General features: G+C 74.8%; 13 protein-coding genes. 7 read left to right on the top strand and 6 right to left on the bottom strand.

Annotated elements, in window-relative coordinates:
- Positions 1-39: 39 nt before the first annotated feature.
- On the bottom strand, positions 40-1503 hold the full coding sequence (locus ABEA04_RS00570; protein ID WP_345453225.1) for a glycosyltransferase 87 family protein: 1464 nt from the start codon (positions 1501-1503) through the stop codon (positions 40-42).
- On the bottom strand, positions 1500-3989 hold the full coding sequence (locus tag ABEA04_RS00565; RefSeq protein WP_345453222.1) for a transglycosylase domain-containing protein: 2490 nt from the start codon (positions 3987-3989) through the stop codon (positions 1500-1502). Before ABEA04_RS00565 ends, ABEA04_RS00570 begins: the two co-directional genes overlap by 4 nt.
- 173 nt (positions 3990-4162) lie before the next feature.
- Here ABEA04_RS00565 and ABEA04_RS00560 point away from each other — a divergent pair, with 173 nt between their 5' ends.
- Positions 4163-4789: a helix-turn-helix transcriptional regulator gene (locus tag ABEA04_RS00560; protein ID WP_345453220.1), complete on the top strand. Its 627-nt coding sequence runs from the start codon at positions 4163-4165 to the stop codon at positions 4787-4789.
- A gap of 31 nt (positions 4790-4820) precedes the next feature.
- A complete protein-coding gene (locus tag ABEA04_RS00555) occupies positions 4821-5903 on the top strand; it encodes an inositol-3-phosphate synthase (protein ID WP_345453218.1) in 1083 nt (360 codons plus the stop codon).
- Positions 5904-6008: 105 nt separating this feature from the next.
- Here ABEA04_RS00555 and ABEA04_RS00550 read toward each other — a convergent pair whose 3' ends face one another.
- From ABEA04_RS00550 to ABEA04_RS00535, 4 genes are all read right to left on the bottom strand, one after another.
- Positions 6009-8114, bottom strand: coding sequence for a glycine rich domain-containing protein (locus tag ABEA04_RS00550; RefSeq protein ID WP_345453215.1), 2106 nt, complete (start codon positions 8112-8114; stop codon positions 6009-6011).
- Between the two features lie 87 nt (positions 8115-8201).
- Positions 8202-9314 (bottom strand): MerR family transcriptional regulator, encoded by a 1113-nt coding sequence (locus tag ABEA04_RS00545; protein ID WP_345453212.1) that lies wholly within the window; start codon positions 9312-9314, stop codon positions 8202-8204.
- 85 nt (positions 9315-9399) lie between these two features.
- Complete coding sequence (locus ABEA04_RS00540) at positions 9400-10557, bottom strand: FUSC family protein (RefSeq protein WP_345453210.1); 1158 nt, start codon at positions 10555-10557, stop codon at positions 9400-9402.
- A gap of 637 nt (positions 10558-11194) precedes the next feature.
- The gene (locus tag ABEA04_RS00535) at positions 11195-12628 is read right to left on the bottom strand and encodes a CCA tRNA nucleotidyltransferase (RefSeq protein WP_345455585.1); all 1434 of its coding nucleotides are present in this window, start codon (positions 12626-12628) and stop codon (positions 11195-11197) included.
- A 100-nt stretch (positions 12629-12728) separates the two neighbouring features.
- Here ABEA04_RS00535 and ABEA04_RS00530 point away from each other — a divergent pair, with 100 nt between their 5' ends.
- The 5 genes from ABEA04_RS00530 (at position 12729) to ABEA04_RS00510 (ending at position 20496) form a co-directional block, all read left to right on the top strand.
- Complete coding sequence (locus ABEA04_RS00530; RefSeq protein WP_345453207.1) at positions 12729-15041, top strand: DUF6049 family protein; 2313 nt, start codon at positions 12729-12731, stop codon at positions 15039-15041.
- A gap of 173 nt (positions 15042-15214) precedes the next feature.
- A complete protein-coding gene (gene murJ, locus ABEA04_RS00525) occupies positions 15215-16894 on the top strand; it encodes a murein biosynthesis integral membrane protein MurJ (protein ID WP_345453204.1) in 1680 nt (559 codons plus the stop codon).
- Positions 16895-17003: 109 nt separating this feature from the next.
- Positions 17004-18968, top strand: a complete 1965-nt coding sequence (locus tag ABEA04_RS00520; RefSeq protein WP_345453201.1) for a protein kinase family protein — start codon at positions 17004-17006, stop codon at positions 18966-18968.
- Positions 18961-19668: an RNA polymerase sigma factor SigM gene (gene sigM / locus ABEA04_RS00515; protein ID WP_345453198.1), complete on the top strand. Its 708-nt coding sequence runs from the start codon at positions 18961-18963 to the stop codon at positions 19666-19668. The genes ABEA04_RS00520 and sigM overlap by 8 nt, the downstream gene beginning before the upstream one ends.
- Positions 19669-19704: 36 nt before the next feature.
- Positions 19705-20496: a hypothetical protein gene (locus ABEA04_RS00510; protein WP_345453195.1), complete on the top strand. Its 792-nt coding sequence runs from the start codon at positions 19705-19707 to the stop codon at positions 20494-20496.
- Positions 20497-20516: the final 20 nt, after the last annotated feature.

Raw genomic sequence — 20516 nt, 5'->3', positions numbered from 1 at the left:
CCTCCCTCCGCTTCTGGGGCGTTGCAACGCCCCAGGAGCTCAGGGATACCCGGTGAACCGGGGATCCCTGACGTCCTCGGCTTCTCCCGCCACCGACGCCGACGACACCGACGACACCGCCACCCGACGACGCGGGGTCTCCTCGTCGGGGTCGACGGGGTCGTGCTCAGGCCACCAGACGTCGCGGACGACGACGGCGACCAGCCAGAGGGTGCCGGCGACGCGCAGGCCGACGCCGATCCAGTAGAACCCCGCGTCACCGCCGCCGCTGGGGGCGAGCAGGCCGCCGAGCCACCACCACAGCAGCGCGAAGTGCAGCAGCTCGCCGCTCTGCCAGATCAGCAGGTCGCGCCAGCGCGGGCGGGCGAGGGCGGCGAACGGCAGCAGCCACAACGCCTGCTGCGGCTGGTAGGCCGCGCCGAAGAGCAGCGGCACCGCCACGAGCAGGAAGGCCACCTGGCTGACCCGCGGAGGTCGGGGGGCGGCGACGACCAGGGCGGCCACGGCCGCCAGCCACAGTCCCACCAGCGCCCACGACAGCGCGGTCACGCTGCCGTCGGACATGCCGACCGTCTGGCGCAGCACGAGCCAGATCGAGCCCTGGTCGGCGACCCGGCCGAAGGTGGCCGACCAGTAGGCCTCCCACTGCGCACGCCCGGTGAGGAAGGCCGGGGCGTTGACGAGGGCCCACACCGCGAGCCCGGTGACGGCGGCGGGCAGGGCGTCGGTGGCGCGGCGCTCCCGGGCGGCGACGAGGGCGAAGGCCGCGAGCAGCAGCACCGGCCACAGCCCGGTGGCCGCGCCGAGGCCGACGAGCGCCCCGGCGAGCACCGGGCGGCCGCGGGTCCACGCCCACAGCGCACCGGCGGCCGCGGCCACCGGCAGCAGGTCCCACGCCAGCACGCCGGCCGTGGCGAGCACCGGCGCGGCGGCGAAGCCCGCGGCGTCCCACGGCCGTCGCCGGTGGACGGCGGCCAGCGCCGCCGTGGCCAGCATCGCCAGCACCGCGAGCCCGACGACGTTGACGGCCACGAACACCGAGCGCTCCCGGCCCACGTCGGCCCGGTCGGCGACGACCCCGGGGGGCTCGCGGAACCGCTCGGAGACGTCGGGCGAGCCGGTGAGCACGTGGGTGACCCGGGCGGCGGCGTACTGCCACAGCCCCACCCCGGCCGGGTCGTCGAGGACGCCGTAGCGGGCCCGGGTGTCGGTCTCGCCGGTCCACGGCCAGGCCAGCTCGACCAGCCCGTCGCCGGTGTAGGGGGCGGGCAGCTGCGAGACGCACAGGTGCGTGTAGGGCGTCTGGCCGGGGTCGTCCCAGCCGCGCTCGGCGCAGGTGGTCTTGCTGACCATCCCGAGGGCGAACGTCAGGCAGGTGACGGCCAGCAGAACGCCGAGCGCCCCGATCCGCCAGCCGTGCCCGGCGCGCGAGCCCGTCGGCCCGCCGACGACCTCGCTGAGGCCGGCGACGACCGGGTCGTCGCGCGTCGGGCTGACGCTCACCGGCGGCCGGACGGGCGGGACCGCCCCGAGCGGCCCGTGCGGCGCGAGGTCCGGCGGCGTCCGTCGACCGCCACACGACCGGCCGGCCCGGCCGGCGCCGAGGGCGGCGCGGCAGAGCTCGGTGGTGCGGACGTCGGCGGAGCCGTCGTGGGCGGCGCCTCGGTGGTCGGCGGGGCCTCGGTCGTGGGCGGGGCCTCGGTCGTGGGCGGGGCCTCGGTGGTCGGCGGGGCCTCGGTCGTGGGCGGCGCCTCGGTGGTCGGCGGCGCCTCGGACGTCGTCTCGTCCGTGCTCGGCTCGGGCGTCGACTCGTCGGTCTCGGGCTTGTCGGTGCGCGGCGGCTTGGTGGTGCTCGGCGGCGGCGTGTACGGCGCGTGCCCGTCCTCGGGCGCCTCGCCGTCGACGTACTCCGGCTCGGGGAAGTCCTCCGGCTCGACGCCGTCGAGCTCGCGGGTCATGATCGCGTTCCAGGTCTTGGCCGGGTAGTTGCCGCCGAAGTAGCCCTCCTTGCCGTCGCTGGAGGCCGGCAGCCACCCGTCGAGCCGGCCGTTGCCGAGGCCGCGCACGTACATGACGGCGGTCGAGAGCTGCGGGGTGTAGCCGACGAACCAGGACGACGACACCGCGCCGCCGGTCTTGGTGGCGGTGCCGGTCTTGCCGGCGGTGGGCCGGTCGGGCATCTGGGCCTCGGTGCCGGAGCCCACCTGCACCACCTGCTGCAGCGCGTAGGAGACGTCGGCGGAGATGTCGGCCGGCAGCGCGCGGTCGTCGACGACCTTGTGCTCGTAGAGCACGTTGCCGTCGGAGTCCTCGACCCGCTCGATGACGTAGGGCTCGGCCGCCACGCCCTCGTTCGCGATCGTCGCGTAGCCGTTGGCCATGTTGATCGGGCTGACGGTCTGCGAGCCGAGCGCGACACCGGTCTGAGGCTCGAGGCCCGGCGTCTCGTCGGGGATGCCCGGTCCGCCCTTCTTGCCGACCTTCTCCGGCGGGATGCCCATGGCGTTGGCCGTCTCGATGATCTTCTCGGGGCCGTCGGTCATCGAGTCGGTCATGTCGATGAAGGCGGTGTTGATCGACTTCTCGGTGGCCTCGAGCAGGCTGACGGGCCCGTAGCTCTCGTCACCCTGGTTCTCCACCTCGGCGTCGCCGATCACGAACGGCGAGTTGCCGTCGAAGGTGTCCTTGAGCGAGAAGCCGTCCTTGATGCCGGCCGCCACCGCGAAGGGCTTGAACGTCGACCCGGCCTGCCCGCCCGCGACGGCCCAGTTGAGCTGCGAGTCGAGGTAGTCCTGGCCGGCGTAGAAGCCCTTGAGCGCACCGGTGCCGGGCTCGACCGTGGCCGCGGCGACGTGCAGCCGCTCGGGCCGCTTCAGCTTCGGCCGGATCTCGTCCACGCCGGCCTCGATGTCCTGCATCGTCTGGTCGTTCAACGTGGTGTAGACGCGCAGACCGCCGCCGACCAGCTGCTCCTCGGTGAAGGGGTTGCCGTCCTCGTCCTCGAGGTCGAGCAGCTGGTTCTTGATCAGGGTCAGCATGTGACCCTTCTGCCCGGCGAAGGTGTCACCCTCGTCGTCCGGCTCGGTCTTGGGGATCTTGCGCTGGGCCTGTTCGGCCTCCTCGGCGGTGATGTCGCCGACCTCGGCCATGCTGTTGAGCACGTAGGTGTAGCGCTCGCGCAGCTGCTGCCGCGCGGCCTTGCCGTCGCGCGGGTCGAGGTCGTTGGGGTCGTTGAGGATGCTGGCCAGCACGGCCGACTCGCGCAGGTTGAGGTCGGCCGCCAACTTGTCGAAGTAGACGTTCGCCGCCGCCTCGACGCCGTAGGCGCCGCGCCCGAAGTAGATGGTGTTGAGGTAGCCCGCGAGCACCTCGTCCTTGCTCAGCTCGCGCTGGATCTTCAGCGACAGGATCGCTTCCTTGATCTTGCGCTTGTAGGACTGCTCCTGGGTCAGGTACAGGATCTTCACGTACTGCTGGGTGATGGTCGAGGCACCCTGGGTCGAGCCGCCGCTGGCGTTGCTGAACGCGGCGCGCGCGATGCCCTTCAGGTCGATGCCGCTGTTGGTGTAGAAGCTGCGGTCCTCGGCGGCGACGACGGCGTTCTTGAGGTCCTCGGCCATCGCGTCGAGCGGGATCGTGTCGCGGTACTGCGTCTCGAACCGACCGATCTCGGTCTCGTCGTCGTCGTAGTAGATGTAGCTGGCCTCGGTGAGGAAGTCGGCGTTCGGCTCGGGGATGTCGGTCGTCTTGTAGAGGTAGACGAACCCGGCGACCCCGATCAGCACCAGCACCAGGGCGGCCACCGAGCCCCACTTCAGGAAGGTGACCAGACGCGACTTCCACGTCTTGGGCCGCTCCTTGCGCGCGGCACGCCGGGCCTTGCGCTTGGCGCGCCAGGCGCCGAGGAAGCCGCTGGGCTCGCGCGTGGACGCCGGCCCGTCGGCTCGTCGCTTGCCGTCTCGCGCCACCTCGGCTCCGTCCTGCTCCACGGCGCTCGCGCGCCTGCCTGGCCTACCGACGGATCAGGGTACGCAGGCGGTGTGCGGTGCCGGCCAAATCGCGAGCGGTGTGAGGTCGGTCGACGCGTCGGTCGTGATGCCGATCGGTGCCGCCGTTGCATCGACGATTCGTGTTCGCCGGATGTATCGCTACGATAGGTCGCGTGACACGTCGTGCGGAGACCATCGAGCTGGCAGTCCTCGGACTGCTGCACGAGGGACCCATGCACGGCTACGAGCTGCGCAAGCGGCTCAACCTCATGCTCGGCTGGGGCCGCGTGTTCTCCTACGGCTCGCTCTACCCGACGCTGAAGAAGATGCTGCGCAGCACCCTCATCGAGGAGCTGCCCCCCACGCAGACGCCGGTCTCCCGGCGTCCCAAGATCGTCTACCAGGTCACCGCCGCGGGCACCGCCGAGTTCGAGCGGCTGATGTCCGAGGTCGGTCCCGCCGCCTGGGAGGACGACGACTTCGGCATCCGGTTCGCCTTCTTCAGCCGCACCGACATGGAGATCCGGCTGCGGGTGCTCGAGGGCCGCCGCAGCCGGCTGCAGGAGCGGCTCGACCGCGTCCAGCAGCAGCTGTCGATGACCGAGAAGGAGGTCGACCGCTACCACGTCGAGCTCCAGCGACACGGCGTCGAGTCGGCCGAGCGCGAGGTGCAGTGGCTCAGCGACCTCATCAACGCCGAGCGCGACAGCGTCCGTGAGCGCACCTCCCACCACCAGACCGGTCCGACGACCCCGTCGGCCGGCACGGCGATCCCGCCAGTCCCGCAAGCCCCGCAGTGATCCACCAGTGATCCACCAGGAAGGAAACCCGATGGGTTCGGTTCGAGTAGCAATCGTGGGAGTCGGCAACTGTGCCACCTCCCTGATCCAAGGCGTGCACTACTACCGCGACGCCGACCCCGCTGACACGGTGCCCGGCCTGATGCACGTCGCCTTCGGCGACTACCACGTGCGCGACATCGAGTTCGCCGCCGCCTTCGACGTCGACGACAAGAAGGTCGGCAAGGACCTCTCCGAGGCCATCAACGCCTCCGAGAACAACACCATCAAGATCGCCGACGTGCCGACCCTCGGCGTCGAGGTGCAGCGCGGCCCGACGCTCGACGGCCTCGGCAAGTACTACCGCGAGACCATCGAGGAGTCGGCGGCCGAGCCGGTCGACGTCGTCCAGGTGCTCAAGGACGCCGAGGTCGACGTCCTGGTCTCCTACCTGCCGGTGGGCTCCGAGCAGGCCGACAAGTTCTACGCCCAGTGCGCCATCGACGCCGGCGTCGGCTTCGTCAACGCGCTGCCCGTCTTCATCGCCTCCGACCCCGAGTGGGCCGAGAAGTTCCGCGCCGCGGGCGTGCCGATCGTCGGCGACGACATCAAGAGCCAGATCGGCGCCACCATCACCCACCGCGTGATGGCGAAGCTGTTCGAGGACCGTGGCGTCGCGCTCGACCGCACCTACCAGCTCAACGTCGGCGGCAACATGGACTTCAAGAACATGCTCGAGCGCGAGCGCCTGGAGTCGAAGAAGATCTCCAAGACCCAGGCCGTCACCTCGAACCTCGAGGGCTCGCTGGCCGGCAAGGTGCACGACCGCAACGTGCACATCGGCCCGTCCGACTACGTCGCGTGGCTCGACGACCGCAAGTGGGCCTACGTGCGCCTCGAGGGCCGCGCGTTCGGCGACGTCCCGCTCAACCTCGAGTACAAGCTCGAGGTCTGGGACTCCCCCAACTCGGCCGGCATCATCATCGACGCCGTGCGCGCCGCGAAGATCGCGAAGGACCGCGGCATCGGTGGCCCGCTCATCGAGGCGTCGTCCTACCTGATGAAGAGCCCGCCGGTGCAGATCCCCGACGAGGAGGGTCGCCGCCGCGTCGAGGCGTTCATCGCCGGCGAGTGAGGCCCGCGGGCTGACCCCCGCAGTCAGACCACGGGCCCCGGGCCCGGTCGGAACCGCTTCCGACCGGCTCGGGGCCTGCGTCGTCCGTGCCGTGCGCGGGTCGGCTCAGCGCGGCTCGATCGTGTAGCGCCCGGACGTCGAGCGGGCGTTGCCGGCCCTGTCGAGCGCCTTCGCCGTCCACCGGACGACGGTGCCCTGCCGCGTCCTCGTGCGCGTGGTGGTGACCCGGCACGACCCGACGCCCGAGAGCGCGTCGGTCGCCCTGCACCGCAGCGTGCGCGCCGCCGGGTACGTCGCGCCGTTGCGCGCTCCGTCGACGCGCACCGTGGGTGCGGTGCGGTCGATCGAGACCCGGGTGCTGACGGTGTCGCCGAAGCCCTGGTCGTCGCTGACCGAGCGCTCGACCACCTGGCCGCGGCCGTCGCGGGCCAGGGTCACCGCGGCCGGGCAGGCGCCGGTCTCCGAGCGGGGCTGCGAGCCGCCGTCGTCGGTCCCGAGCCGCGTGCCGGTGCAGGTGAAGGAGATGCGCACCGGCGCCGAGTACCACCCGGCGCGAGGCGGGCGGCTGCTGGTGACCGCGGCGCTGATGCCCGGTGCGACGTACGGGACCTGGGTCACGAGAGCCCCCGTCGACGCCAGCGGGGTCGTCGCGCCCACGGGCCGCGCGGTGGCGGTGACCTGGTAGCTCCCGGCCGTGGTCGTGCCCGCGAGCACAGCGCTGTAGAGGCCGTTGTCGTGCGCGGTCACGGGGCCGATGGTCGGACCGGCCGGCTCGACGGTGAAGTCGACCTCGAGCCCGTAGACGAGCCTCGAGGTGATCCGGCCCGTGGCCTGGGCGTACAGCGTCAGCTCCGCGCGCCCGCTGGCCGGGATGTCGGTCGGGAACCCCATCGTCAGGTCGATGCCCTCGGTGACGACCTCGGCCGTGCCGACCACGTCGTCGGTCGCGGCGTCGGGGTCGGAGCCGGCGGCCGTCGCCGTGACGGTGGCCGTGCCCGGGGTCGTGCTGCCGGTCATCTCGGCGACGTAGCGACCGTCGCCGAGGTCGGCGACCTCGCCGAAGCTCACCCCGGGGTCGCTGCTGGTGAGCGCCACGTCGAGCCCGGCGACGCCGACTCCACCGGCCGTCCGCGGGGTCGCGACGACCTGCACGGTGTCGGTGCCGGTGGCCACCAGCGGCGTGTCGGGCACCTCGACCGGGACCGAGGTCACCGGGCCGAGGTCGTAGGTGATGACGACGGACGACGGCGTCCCCCGCTCGGCGAGCGAGGAGGTGCCGTCGTCGGGCACCAGGCTCGACCCGCCGCCCCCGCCGGCGCCGAAGAAGCGGTTGTCGCCGCCTCCGCCACCGCCGAAGAGCCCGCCGCCACCGCCGCCGGCACCGCGCCACCCGGCGTGGCGCGGTGACCCGGGCGCCGGCGCTCCGCCGTCGCCGCCGACGCCGAGGACGCCGTCCTCACCGGGGCCGACGCTGTGGTAGTCGCCGTCGACGGTCCCCCCGGTGCCGCCGGCGTCCGAGGTACCGGGGTTGCCCCCGTTGGCGTACCCGATGCCGCCGATCTCCTTCGACTCGCCGACCGCGCCGGCGTCGCCGCCGTCGATCCCGTCACCTGCGCTCTCGCCGACAGACTCCATGCCGGCGCCACCGCCACCCGCCGCGACGAGCAGCCGTGACGCGAGGCTGTCGCAGGCGGTGTCGGCGGCGGCGCACGTGCGGATGTCGGTGGCCCCGCCTCCGCCCGCGCCCTGGTCGTAGACGGTCTGACCGCCGGTTCCGCCGCCGTTCCACCCGGGAGCGCCACTGCTGTAGGTCGCCGTCGAGAAGCCGCCCCCTTCGCCGCCGACGCGCACGTAGAGCACCTGGCCCGGCGTCACCTCGAGGTCTGCCGTCACGCGGGCCGCCCGCCCGCCCTGGCCGATCGCCGGCTCCACCTCGGAGGTCGTCCCGTCGCCGCCCTCGGCGCCCACCGCCTCGACGTGCAGGCTCGTCACACCGGCCGGCACGGTGAAGGCCCGCTCGGCGCCGGTGTAGCCGAAGGTCACGGTGCGCACCTGGTGCTGGTCGGCGGGCACGAACGCGGTCGGGGCCGCCTGGGCGGCGGCCGGGCCGTCGGCGAGCCCGAGGGCGAGGGCGGGCACCACGAGCGCGAGGGGCAGGACGGCGCGGCCGGGGCGGCGGCGGACGGGGTGGCGGCGGACGGGGTGAAGCATGGACGACCTCCGGAGCAAGGGAGCAGACGCTGCGGAACCTAGAGCCGCGACGACGTCCTGTCCGGCGTTCCGGGGAACCCGACCCGCTCAGAGGTCGACGACCACCACGGCGTGGTTGTCGTCGGCGCCGGCCGCCTCGACGGCCGCGGTGACGGCGGCGGCCACCTCCGCGGCCGGACGGTCGGCCACCAGCAGCCCGGTGAGGGCGGCCGGCTCGAGGCGCCCGTGGACGCCGTCCGTGGTCAGCACGAGCCGGTCGCCGGGTGCCGTGACGTGCACGGCGAGGTCGGGGGCGTACGGCGCCCCGGCCGCGACGGCGCGGTTGAGGACGACCCGGCGCTCGTCGGCCCGGGCCTCCTCGGCGGTCAGCCGGCCCTCGTCGACCAGGGTCTGGACGACGGTGTGGTCGCGGGTGAGCCGGGTCAGCGAGCCGTCGCGCACCAGGTACAACCGCGAGTCGCCCACGTGGGCGCTGACGAGCCGGCCGGGCAGCAGCACGAACGCCGTGAGCGTGGTCGCCGCCGCGTCGTCGTCCGGGTGGTGCTCGGCGACGGCGGCCGCGGCCCGGGCCAGGCCGGCGTCGAGGCCGGCGAGGGCGGTGGTGGCGTCGTCACCCGGGGCGGGCCCGGCCAGCACGTCGAGGGCGACGCGCGCGACACCGCGCACCGCCCCCACCCCGTCGGCGACGGCGTAGAGCCCCCCACCGGTGCGGACGGCGTCCTCCTGGGTCTCGCGCGCCCCCTGGCCCAGGCCGACGGCGGCCTCGGGGTGCGGGATGCGGGTCGTGGTGGTGCTCATGTGGTGCTCCTTCGCGGTCGGCCGGTCGGCCAGCTCGGCGAGGAGGTCGGCGACCAGCGCCCGGGCCGAGGCCGTGTCGGCCTCGACCTGGCGCCAGTACGACGTGAGCTCGGCCGCGGCCGCCGCGCCATCGCGACCGTCGCGCCCGTCGCGCCCGTCGGCGGCGTCGGCCACCACCCGGATCCGCGCGAGCGGCATCCCGGCCAGGCGCAGCCGCGCCACCAGCCGGGCCCGCCCGAGCTGGGCGGTCTCGTAGCGGCGGTAGCCCGTGACCGGGTCGACCTCGGCCGGCGCCAGCAGGCCCGACTCGTCGTAGAGCCGCAGCGCCTTCGCGCTCAGGCCACTGGCCCGCGCGAAGTCGCCGATGCCCATCGGTGCGCCCTCGCCGTCCACGCCGTCCACGCCGTCCTCCTCGTCACCGGCGGATCTCGCCGGTCACCGCAGGCTGGAGCCTGCCGCAGGGGCAAGGTCAAGCGTCGCCGCGGCCTCAGGCGTCGTGCGGCGCCGGGGCGCCCGAGCGGGCCGGTCCGGCGGCGGTCTCGCGCTCGGCGTCCACGGCCCGGCGGCGCCGCAGCACCTCGAAGGGCAGCGGCGGCTGGCCGAGCGGGTTTGCCGCAGCGACCTCGTCCATGTCGGCGATGATGTTGCGCAGGTTGGTCAGCACCGCGCCGTACTCGGGCCACAGCTCGCGCGAGAGCCCACGGTCCGACAGCGAGCCGATGACGTCGTCCAGCTTGCCGCGGGCGGCGCGCAGCGGCTCGTCCTCGGCGGCGAGGATGGCGGTGCCGACGTCGTCGAGCAGCTCGCAGAAGCACGCGCGGAACGGCTCCTCCCAGGTGCGGCCCGCCGCCAGGCTGTGGTCGAGGGTGCGGGCCAGGCTGCGCGACTCGGCGATCGCCTGCTCGAGGCGGCGCAGCAGTGAGTACCACTCGCGCGGGTCGCGGATGCTGCGCGCCGGACGCCGCGGGTTGAGCCGCGCGCTCTCGACCGCCTGCCGCACCAGCGCCCAGGCGTCGTCGACCAGCTGGTCGAGGTCGCGGGTGCGCTGCACCCACTCCTCGATCTGCTCGTGGGTGAGCCGGCCGCGCAGGCCGGTGGCGACGTCGCAGACCAGCTCGCCGACGAGGTCGTCGACCTTGTCGATGGCGCGCAGCGCGGTGCGCCGCCGCAGCGGCGGCCACACCACGAGGTTGACCAGGATGCCGACCCCGATGCCGATCGCGGTGTCGAGCAGCCGGGCCAGCAGCACGACGTCGTCGTCGGAGAACCCGGTGGCCAGCACCACGAGCGCGGTGGCGGCGACGGTGGTCTCCTCGCCGTCGAGCCACGGCAGCGCGCCGACGGCGAGGCCGAGCATCACCACGAGCAGCACCGAGGAGACCTCGAGACCGAGCCAGTTGCCGATGCCCGAGGCGAGCAGGACGCCGGCGACGGTGGCCGCCACCTGCCGCGCGCCCTTCGACATCGTGCGGTAGACGGTGCCGTTGACCACCAGGATGGCGGCCCACGGCGCCAGGAACGGCTGCTCGAGCTCGAAGGCCTCGGCGGCCAGCACCCAGGCGACCGTGGCCGCGACCACTGTCTTCAGCAGCTGGGTGACGTCGTTCCAGAAGACGGGGTCCTTCAGACGCTCACGGGTCAGCACGACGTCCTCCCTCCCTGGTCGGCTCGCACCGCGCCCATCGTCGCCGCCGCACCCGCCCGACGGTGCATCCCAAGGGGGTGCCCTTCGACGGGCTCAGGGTCCGTGGGGTCGGGTCGGCCTTGACCTCTCGCGGTCTCGAGGCTCGGCCGTGGCCGGCCTCGCACCTCGACCACCGTGGGGGCCCTGACGATGGTCGAGGTGCGAGGAGCCCTGGCGACGAGCCTCGAGACCCCGGCCGTGCATGCCGGCTCAGGGTCCGTGGGGTCGGGTCGGCGGTGACCTCACGCGGTCTCGACGCTCGGCCGTGGCCGGCCTCGCACCTCGACCGCCGTGTGGGCCCTGAGGATGGTCGAGGTGCGAGGAGCCCTGGCGACGAGCCTCGAGACCCCGGCCGTGCATGACTTTCGACGGGCTCGGGGTCCGTGGGTCGGGTTCGCCTTGACCTCTCGCGGTCTCGAGGCTCGGCCGTGGCCGGCCTCGCACCTCGACCACCGTGGGGCCCCTGACGATGGTCGAGGTGCGAGGAGCCCTGGCGACGAGCCTCGAGACCGCCGGCCCTGCACGCGGACGCTCGCGTGGGGGTGCCCTTCGACAGGCTCAGGGGTCGGGGGGGGCGGGTTCGGGTCGCGTCGTGGGGTCAGGGGCGGGCGGACCACCAGGCGAGGAGGGCGGCGCGGGCGTCGTCCTCGGTCATCGGGCCGTGGTCGAGGCGCAGCTCGAGCAGGTGGCGGTAGGCCTCGCCCACCTCGCGGCCCGGGCCGATGCCGAGCAGCTGCATGATCTGGTTGCCGTCGAGGTCGGGTCGGACGGCGGCCAGCTCCTCCTCCTCCGAGAGCCGCTCGATGCGGGACTCGAGGTCGTCGTAGGTGCGACGCAGCCGCTCGGCCTTGCGGCGGTTGCGGGTGGTGCAGTCGGCGCGGGTGAGCACGTGCAGCCGCTCGAGCTCGGGGCCGGCGTCGCGCACGTAGCGGCGCACGGCGGAGTCGGTCCACTCGCCGGTGCCGTAGCCGTGGAAGCGCAGGTGCAGCTCGACCAGCCGGCTGACCGCCTCGATCTCGTCGTTGCTGAACCGCAGCGCCTTCATGCGCTTGCGGGTCAGCTTGGCGCCGACGACGTCGTGGTGGTGGAAGGTCACCGTGCCGTCGGGCAGCAGCCGCCGGGTGCGGGGCTTGCCGACGTCGTGCATGAGCGCGGCGAACCGCGAGACGAAGTCGGGGCCGCCGTCCTCGCCGTCACCGCTCAGCCGCGGCTCGAGCTCGATGGCCTGCTCGAGCACGGTGAGGGTGTGCTCGTAGACGTCCTTGTGGCGGTGGTGCTCGTCGCGCTCGAGGCGCAGGGCCGGCAGCTCGGGCAGCACCAGGTCGGCCAGCCCGGTCTCGACCAGCAGCGTCAGGCCGAGCCGGGGGTAGGGCGCGCAGATCAGCTTGACCAGCTCGTCGCGCACCCGCTCGGCCGAGATGATCTCGATGCGGCCGGCCATCTCGCGCATGGCCGTCACCACCTCGGGCGCGACCGTGAAGCCCAGCTGGGCGGCGAAGCGGGCCGCGCGCAGCATGCGCAGCGGGTCGTCTCCGAAGGAGTCCTCGGGGGTGCCGGGGGTGCGCAGCACCTGGTGGGCGAGGTCGACGATGCCGCCGAACGGGTCCTCGAAGCGGCGTCCGGGCAGGCTCACCGCCATCGCGTTCACGGTGAAGTCGCGGCGGCCGAGGTCGGCCTCGAGCGAGTCGCCGTACGCCACGACCGGGTTGCGCGAGGCCGGGTCGTAGCTCTCGGAGCGGTAGGTGGTCACCTCGACGACCCACCCGTCGCGCCGCGCGCCGATGGTGCCGAAGGCGCGACCCATGTCCCACAGCGCGCTGCCCCAGCCCGACAAAAGCCGCTCGGTCACCTCGGGCGGCGCGGACGTCGTGAAGTCGAGGTCGGTGTGCGAGCGGCCCAGCATGGCGTCGCGCACGGGGCCGCCCACGAGGTGCAGCTCGTGGCCGGCGTCGGCGAACAGCGCACCGAGGCCGTCGAGCACGGGCGCGAGCCGGTCGAGCTCGGCACCGACGCGCCGCTGCACCTCGACCATCGACAGCGCCTCGGGCGGCGACGAGGCCGACGCGTCCTCAGGCGGGGTCGGCTCGGGCACGGCGCGGAGTTTACGGACCACCCGCCGTTACGCTCGGGGGGTGGCCAGTCCCGCGAGATATCTGCGCGCCCTCGTGGCGAGCCTCGCGACCGGCCTGCTCGTGCTCGCGGCGCCGGCGCCGTCCGCCCCGGCCGCCTACCCCACCGAGGTGGCCTCGACACCCGTGCCGCAGCCCGCCCCCGCGGACGACGAGGAGCCGCTCGCCGTCCGCATCGGCACCATGACCCCGGGCGCGCTGCCGGTCGAGGGGCCGTTGCGGGTCACCGGCACGGTCACCAACCTCACCGACGAGACGTGGCGCAACGTCACCACCTACGCCTTCCTCGGCAACGACCGGCGCCCCATGCGGCGTTCCCAGCAGCTGGCGGCGGCCATGGACACCCCGGTCGACGAGGTGCTCGGCAACCGCATCACCGCCGGGGTCAGGCCGGGCAACATCGGCACGTTGCAGCCGGGCCAGACCAAGCGGTACGTCGTGACCGTGCCGCGCGCGGCGCTGCAGGTCGACGAGCCCGGCGTCTACTGGTTCGGCATCCACGCGCTCGGCTCGAGCCCGAGCGTGCCGGCCGAGGAGGACCAGGGCGGCGTGGCCGTGGCCGACGGCCGGGCCCGCACGTTCCTGCCCTACGTGCCGCGTGACTACACGCCGCTGCCCACCGCCCTCGTCGTGCCGCTGGCCTGGCCGGTGCACTACGCCGGAGACGGCTCGGTCGCCGACGCCGACGAGTGGGCCGAGGCGCTCGCCCCCGGCGGCCGGCTCACCCGGTTGCTCGACTTCTACGACACCAGCACCCGACCGCTCACGTGGGTCGTCGACCCCGCCATGCTCGACGCGATCGGCCGGCTGGCCGAGGGCAACCCCGCCCGCTCGATCGCCCCCTCCGCGCCCGCCGACGGCGGGGAGGGCACCGGCCCGGGCGAGGGCGGGACGCCGGCCGGGCCCGACGGGTCCGAGGCGCCGGCCACGGCGTCCGGCGACGGCGCCACCGCGCCGCCCGGGGGCCAGCCCACCGGCCAGCCGATCGACCCGCCCACCCAGCCCGAGCCGACGCCCGAGCCGGTCGAGCCGCCGACGCCGCAGGCCCAGGCCGCCGCCGACTGGCTCCAGGCCTTCGCCACCGTCGTCGGCTCCGACCCGGTGCTGACGCTGCCCTACGGCAACCCCGACGTGCCCGCCACGGTGCGCCACGCCCCGCAGCTGCTCGACCTCGCCCTGGCCCAACGCAGCACCGTGCTGCGCCGGCTCGGCATCGAGGCGACGCCGGTGATGACCTCGCCGTCCGGCTACCTCGACGCGGCCGGCATCGAGAGCGCCCCCGCCGACACCCGCCTGCTGCTCACCGACCGGATGTTCCCCGACGGCGAGGCGCCCGCGGCGGCCCAGGTCGCCGGCCACCGCGCCCTGGTCACCTCCTACGGCGCGACGCTCGGCACGCCCGGACCGGGACCGTCGACCGCCTCGACCGGCATGCGGCAGCGGCTGCTCGCCGAGGCCGCGGTGCGGGTGGTGCGCCGCGACCGCGCGCCGCTCGTCGTCACCCTGCCCGGCGACCGGGTGCCCGGCGACCCCGTCGGGTTCTTCGCCGGGCTGAGCGGCGGCTTCGTCGACCTCGACACCCTCGACGCCGTCGACGACGCCGCCTCCGCCCGCCCGACGGACGTCGACGAGCTGCGCTACCCGCCGCGCCAGGTGCGTCGCGAGCTCGACGCCACCGGCATCGACGCCGCCGCCGACCTCGTCGGCGCCGGCGACACCCTGCAGAACGTGCTCACCGAGAACGACGTCATCGGCGGCGAGGTCACCGAGGAGGCGCTCACCTCGATCTCCTACGGCACCCGCGACGACGAGGTCTCCTCCCGGCTCGCCGTGGCCGCGGCCCGCTCGTGGATCGACGAGCGGCTGGGCGCCGTCCGCATCGCCGCGGCGCCGGGCCTGACGCTCTCGGGCGCCTCCGGCGAGTTCGTCGTCACCGTCACCAACACCCTCGACCAGCGGGTCACCGTGGCGGTGGCCGTGGAGTCCGACGACGACATCGAGCTGAGCACCGCCGAGCAGATCGACCTCGCCCCCGGCGCCCGCGCCACGGTGCCCTTCACGGTGCGCACCTCGAGCAACCGGGTGCACAACGTGCGCCTGGTGGTCACCGACACCGCCGGCGAGCCGCTGGGCGCCAGCGACGAGCTGCCGATCCGCTCGGCGCAGGTCAGCGGGGTGATCTGGCTGATCATGGGCACCGGCGCCGGCCTGCTGTTCCTCGCCATCGCGGTGCGGGTGGTGCGTCGCATCCGGGCCTCCCGCTCCCCCGAGCCGGTCGCCGCCGAGGCACCGCTCGAGCGCGTGGGCGCCTCGTGAGCCCCGCCGGCCGTCACCGGGCCGGCGTGCCGCCCACGCGGCCGACTCCACCGGACGACGAGCGCGCGCCCGCCCCGGTCCCGCCGGCACCACCGACCGCACCGGCACCACCGGCACCAGCTAGCGCCACGGCCCCGGCGTCCGACGCCTCGGCCGAGGCCACCGACCGCGCGGTGCTGGCCAACAGCGCGGTGATGGCGGCCGGCACCGTCGTCTCACGGCTCAGCGGCTTCGTGCGCTCGGCACTGCTCGCGGCGGCGCTCGGCCTGAGCCTGCACGCCGACGTGTTCACCATCGCGAACACGGTGCCGAACATGCTCTACATCCTGCTGGCCGGCGGCGTCTTCAACGCCGTGATGGTGCCGCAGCTGGTGCGCGCGATGAACCACGACGCCGACGCCGGGGAGGCCTACACCAACCGCGTCGTCACCCTCGCCGCGCTGTTCCTCGGCACGGTGACGGTGGCGCTCGTCGTCCTCGCGCCGCAGCTGATGTCGCTGTTCCTCGACGCGCGCTACGACGACCCCGACCGGGCGGCGCACCTCGACTCGGTGATCACCTTCGCGCGCTACTGCCTGCCGCAGGTCTTCTTCTACGGCATGTTCGTGCTGGTCGGGCAGATCCTCAACGCCCGCGGCCGGTTCGGGCCGATGATGTGGGCGCCGATCGCCAACAACGTCATCTCGGTGGCCACGCTCGTGGTCTACCTGCTGGTCTTCGGCCCGGCCCGCGGCGCCGAGCTGAACGGCCCGTTCAGCGGCGGGCAGGAGCTGCTGCTCGGCCTCGGCTCCACGCTCGGCATCGCCGCGCAGCTGCTGATCCTGGTGCCCTACCTCAAGCGGGCCGGGTTCACCTTCCGGCCGCGCTTCGACTTCCGCGGCACCGGGCTCGGGCACACGATGCGGCTGGCGTCGTGGACGGTGCTGTTCGTCATCGTCAACCAGCTGGCCTACACCGTCGTGGTGCGCCTCGCCTCGGGCGGCACCGCCGACGGCGGCGACGGCACCGGCTACGCCGTCTACTCCTCCACGTTCCTGATCGTGATGGTCCCGCACTCGGTGATCACGGTCTCGCTCGCGACCGCCATCCTGCCGCGCCTCTCGCGCCGGGCCGCGGACGCCGACCTCGCCGGCGTCGGCACGATGCTGGCCGGCTCGTTGCGCACCGCGCTGGCGGTCGTCGTCCCGTTCGCGGCCGTGCTGCCGCTGGTGGCGCGCGACATCGCCAACGTGGTGTGGGGCCACGGCGCCGCCGCCGAGGGCTTCGAGCGCTACGCGCCGTCGCTGGCGCTGTTCGGCCCCGGCCTGGTGCTGTTCACGGTGCACTACCTGATGCTGCGGGGCTTCTACGCCCTCGAGCTCAACCGCACCGTCTTCCTCATCCAGTGCGCCGTGGCGGCCACCAACGTCGCGGCCGCGGTGCTGCTCGTGCGCAGCGTCGACGCCGAGGCCACCTCGCCGGCGCTCGTCGGGGCCTACCTGTCGGCCTACCTGGTGGGGGCCGCGCTGTCGTACGCCGTGCTGGCGCGCCGGCTGCGTCGGCTGGCGGCCCTCGGGGGCACCGGTGGCCCGGGCGGGCTCGACACGGCGCGCACGGTGCGGTTCGTCGTCCGGCTGCTGGTGGCGGTCGCCGTGGCCACCGCGGTGGCGGGCGTGGTGACGCTGCTGCTGGGCGGTCTCGGCGAGCGTCCGCACTGGGCGCTAGCGGGGGTGCGCGGCGTCGCCGTCACCGCCTCCGGCGGCCTCACCTTCCTGGCGCTGGCGCGCGTGCTGCGCCTGCAGGAGGTGACCTCGGTGGTGGCCACGCTGACCGGTGGGCTCACGCGTCGCCTGTCTCCGGGCAAACGCGGCTGACCCGCCCTACGATGGGGGCCGGCCCGCCGGTCCCGACCCGGTGCCGCGCGTGCCACCCGACCTGCCGAGCCAGCCAGCCCCAGCCAGCCCAGCCGAGGAGACGAGTCCGGTGCCGCACGCCACCCGACCCGGCGACGTCCTCGGCGAGCGCTACGCCCTGGTCGACCTCCTGCTCGAGAGCCGCGGCGGCCGGTTCTGGCGAGCCCGCGACCGCATCCTCGAGCGCGACGTCGCCGTGCACGTCATCGCCGCCGACGACCCCCGCGCCGACGACCTGATGGAGGCGGCGCGCCGCTCGGCCACGGTCGTCGACCGGCGGATGCTGCGCGTGCTCGACGCCGAGGTCACCGACGAGCTCTGCTACATCGTCAACGAGTGGGGCTGGGGCGCCTCGCTCGACATCGTGGTCAGCAACCGCGGGCCGCTCGGGCCGCGCCGCGCGTCGTGGCTGGTCGCCGAGGTCGCCGACTCCGTCGCCGTCGCGCACGAGAAGGGCATCGCCCACGGCCGCCTCGGCCCCGAGAACGTGCTCATCGACCGCGCCGGCGGGGTGCGCATCATCGGCACCTGCGTCGACGCCGCGCTGCACGGCGTCCTCACCGACGACCGCGAGCGCGACGTCACCGACCTCGCCGGCCTGCTCTACTGCGCGCTCACCGCCCGCTGGGCCGGGGCGTCGTCGTCCACGGTCATGGCCGCGCCGCGCGAGCACGGCCAGGTGCTGCGGCCACGGCGGGTGCGGGCCGGCATCCCGCGGATGCTCGACAGCCTGTGCGACGAGGTGCTCGACCCCGCCACCACCGGCCGTCACCGCGAGCTGGTCGACCTCGACGTCTCGGCCCGCGGGCTCGCCGACTTCCTCGCCGACTACGTGGGCGACCCCGCCGGCATGCCCGAGGCGCTGCTCGAGAGCACCCCCGAGATCCTCCCCGAGGAGGAGCAGGTCGTGCTGCCGCCGGTGCCCGAGATCGCCCCGCACGACACCGGCGAGCTGCCCGACGACCGCCACGACGACACCGGCGACACCGGGGCGCTGCGCGACGCCCGGCTCTCGCGTGCCCGGGCCGCGGCCCGCGACGTGCCCACCGAGGCCGGCGTCCCGATCTTCGGCGAGACCGACGACGTGTCGTGGCTCGAGCGCCGCACCACGCCCGTGCCGCCCCCGCCGCCGTTCGAGGAGCCGCCCGAGCGCCCGCTGTTCGCGCCCGAGCCCGAGTCCGGGGCGCCCGCGCGTCAGGCCCGTGAGGAGCGCGCGGCCCGCAGCAAGCCCACCGACGGCGACGGCGGGTTCTGGCCCTGGGCCTCCGACACCGGCACCGACGGCACCGGCGCCGGGCTCGGCGGCGCCGGCACGGCCGACACCGGCGGCGGACGACGCCTCGGTGGCGGTGGCCACGGCGGCACCGGCGACACCGAGGCGCAGGAGCCCGTGCCCGGACGCCGCTGGCTGCTGCTGGCCACGCTGGTCGCCGTCCTCGCGGTCGTCGCCGTGGTGGTCGTGGTGGCACTGAACGTGGGCCGCGACGGGTCCGAGGCGTCCGACGACGGCCCGGCGTCCGGCTCGACGTCCGCGCCGACGTCCGGCTCGACGTCCGGCAGCGGGTCGCCGAGCCCCACCGCCGAGCCGGTCGCCCTCACCGGTCTGACCGCCACCGCCCTCGACCCGCAGGGCGACGGCGAGGAGAACGACGACGAGACGCCGCTGGCCGTCGACGGCGACCCGGGCACCTCGTGGCCCACCCTGGGCTACGACGACCCCCTCACCTCCGAGCGGCGCCTCAAGACCGGCGTCGGCCTGCTGGTCGACCTCGGCGGCGAGCGCGACGTCGCGGGGGTCGACCTGCGGTTCGTGGGCGCGCCGACCTCGGTCAGCGTCTACCTCACCGACGGCCCCGTCGACGACGTCGAGGGCCTCGAGCCGGCCGCCAGCGGCACCGCCGACGGCGAGGCCCTCGAGCTCGACGCCGCGGGCCCGGCCACCCACGTCGTCGTCTGGCTCACCGACCTCCCGGAGGACCCCAGCGACGGTCGCTACCGCGCCCGGGTCGCCGAGGTCGAGGTGCTCGGTGCCTGAGGCCGGCTGGGCCGCGCCGACCCCCGGACCCACCGACGCCGAGCTGCTCGCCGCCCACGTCGGGGGCGACCCGCACGCCTTCGGCGTCCTGTTCGGCCGCCACCGCGACCGGCTGTGGGCGGTCGCGCTGCGCACCATGGGCAACCCGGACGACGCCGCCGACGGCCTGCAGGACGGGATGGTCGCGGCGTTCCGGCGGGCGGCGTCCTACCGCGGCGAGGCGCAGGTGACCACCTGGCTGCACCGCGTGGTCGTCAACGCCTGCCTCGACCGGCTGCGCGCGATGAAGGTGCGCCGGGCCGAGGCGCTGCCCGACGACCTCGAGGAGTACGGCAACCGCGGCTCCCTCGCCTCGGCCACCACCGACGCCGCCGACCCCGCCGACCTCTCGGTGGCCGGCGACCAGCGGCGCCAGGTGCTCGAGGCGCTGCAGACCCTGCCGGAGGAGCAGCGGGCCGCGCTGGTGCTGGTCGACATGGAGGGCTACCCGGTCGCCGAGGTCGCCCAGATGCTCGACTGCGCCGTCGGCACCGTGAAGTCGCGCTGCTCGCGGGGGCGCGCCCGGCTCGCCGTCCTGCTCGAGCACCTCTTCGACCCCGCCCCGGCCGGGGACGACGTCCCACCCGGGAACCCGCCGCCGCCGGGCGCCGTCCCATCCACGGACCGACCGCGCGGACCACCACCTCCGCGGCCGTCCTGACCCCACGCCCCACCCGACGTCCCCATCGAAGGACCCATGTCCGAGCCCGAGCCGCAGGCCACCCCCGAGCAGGAAGCGCAGGTACGCCGTCTGCTCGCCCGGGCGCGCCACGACGAGCCGGTTCCCGACCACGTCGCGGCCCGGCTCGACCAGGCGCTCGCCGGCCTGGTGGCCGAGGCACGCGCCGGCGCCCCTCCCCCGCCACCGCCGACCGGCGCCGAGGTGGTCGACCTCGCCGCCCGGCGCCGCCGCCGGGTGACCGGGCTGCTCGTCGCGGCCGCCGCCGTGGTCGCCGTCGGCGTCGGCCTCGGCCAGGTGATCGACAGCGGTGACGACGACAGCGGTGACGCGGACGCGTCGTCGGCCGGCAGTGCCCTCGACCAGGAGAACGAGCTGGGGCGGGGTGCCGCCGACAGCCCCGCCGAGCGCGACGACGGCGCGCAGAACAACGAGGCGGTGCCGCCGGCACCTGCGGCGACGTCCAGCGATGCGCCCAGCGCCCCGGTCGAGCCGTCCCAGGGATCGATCAAGCCGCCGGTCCTGGCCATGGACGAGGACGACTTCCAGGACCTCGCCCGCACCTTCCAGGGCATCGGCGGTGTCCCGTCGCGGCCGGGCCAGCGGGTCGAGGCCGACCAGCTCACCGCCGACTCGGCGTTCGTGTGCCCGCCGGCGGCCTATGGCGAGGGCGAGCTGGTCGCCGTCCGGTACGACGGCTCGCCCGCCGTGCTGGCCTACCGGCCGCCGGCCGGGCAGACCCAGATCGTCGAGCTGCTGCGGTGCGGCTCGGCCGACGTCTTCCGCTCGCTGACGCTGCCCACCGAGTGACCGCGCCGGCGGCCCGGGCC

Source organism: Nocardioides marinquilinus (assembly GCF_039543705.1).
Taxonomy (GTDB): Bacteria; Actinomycetota; Actinomycetes; order Propionibacteriales; family Nocardioidaceae; genus Nocardioides; species Nocardioides marinquilinus.
The sequence above is the reverse complement of the archived record's forward strand: the minus strand, read 5'-3'. Positions and strand labels throughout refer to the sequence as shown.

Coding starts and splice junctions, on each gene's coding strand:
- ABEA04_RS00550 (WP_345453215.1), bottom strand. CDS start 8,114: ATGCTTCACCCCGTCCGCCGCCACCCCGTCCGCCGCCGCCCCGGCCGC.
- ABEA04_RS00555 (WP_345453218.1), top strand. CDS start 4,821: ATGGGTTCGGTTCGAGTAGCAATCGTGGGAGTCGGCAACTGTGCCACC.
- ABEA04_RS00535 (WP_345455585.1), bottom strand. CDS start 12,628: ATGGTCGAGGTGCAGCGGCGCGTCGGTGCCGAGCTCGACCGGCTCGCG.
- ABEA04_RS00510 (WP_345453195.1), top strand. CDS start 19,705: ATGTCCGAGCCCGAGCCGCAGGCCACCCCCGAGCAGGAAGCGCAGGTA.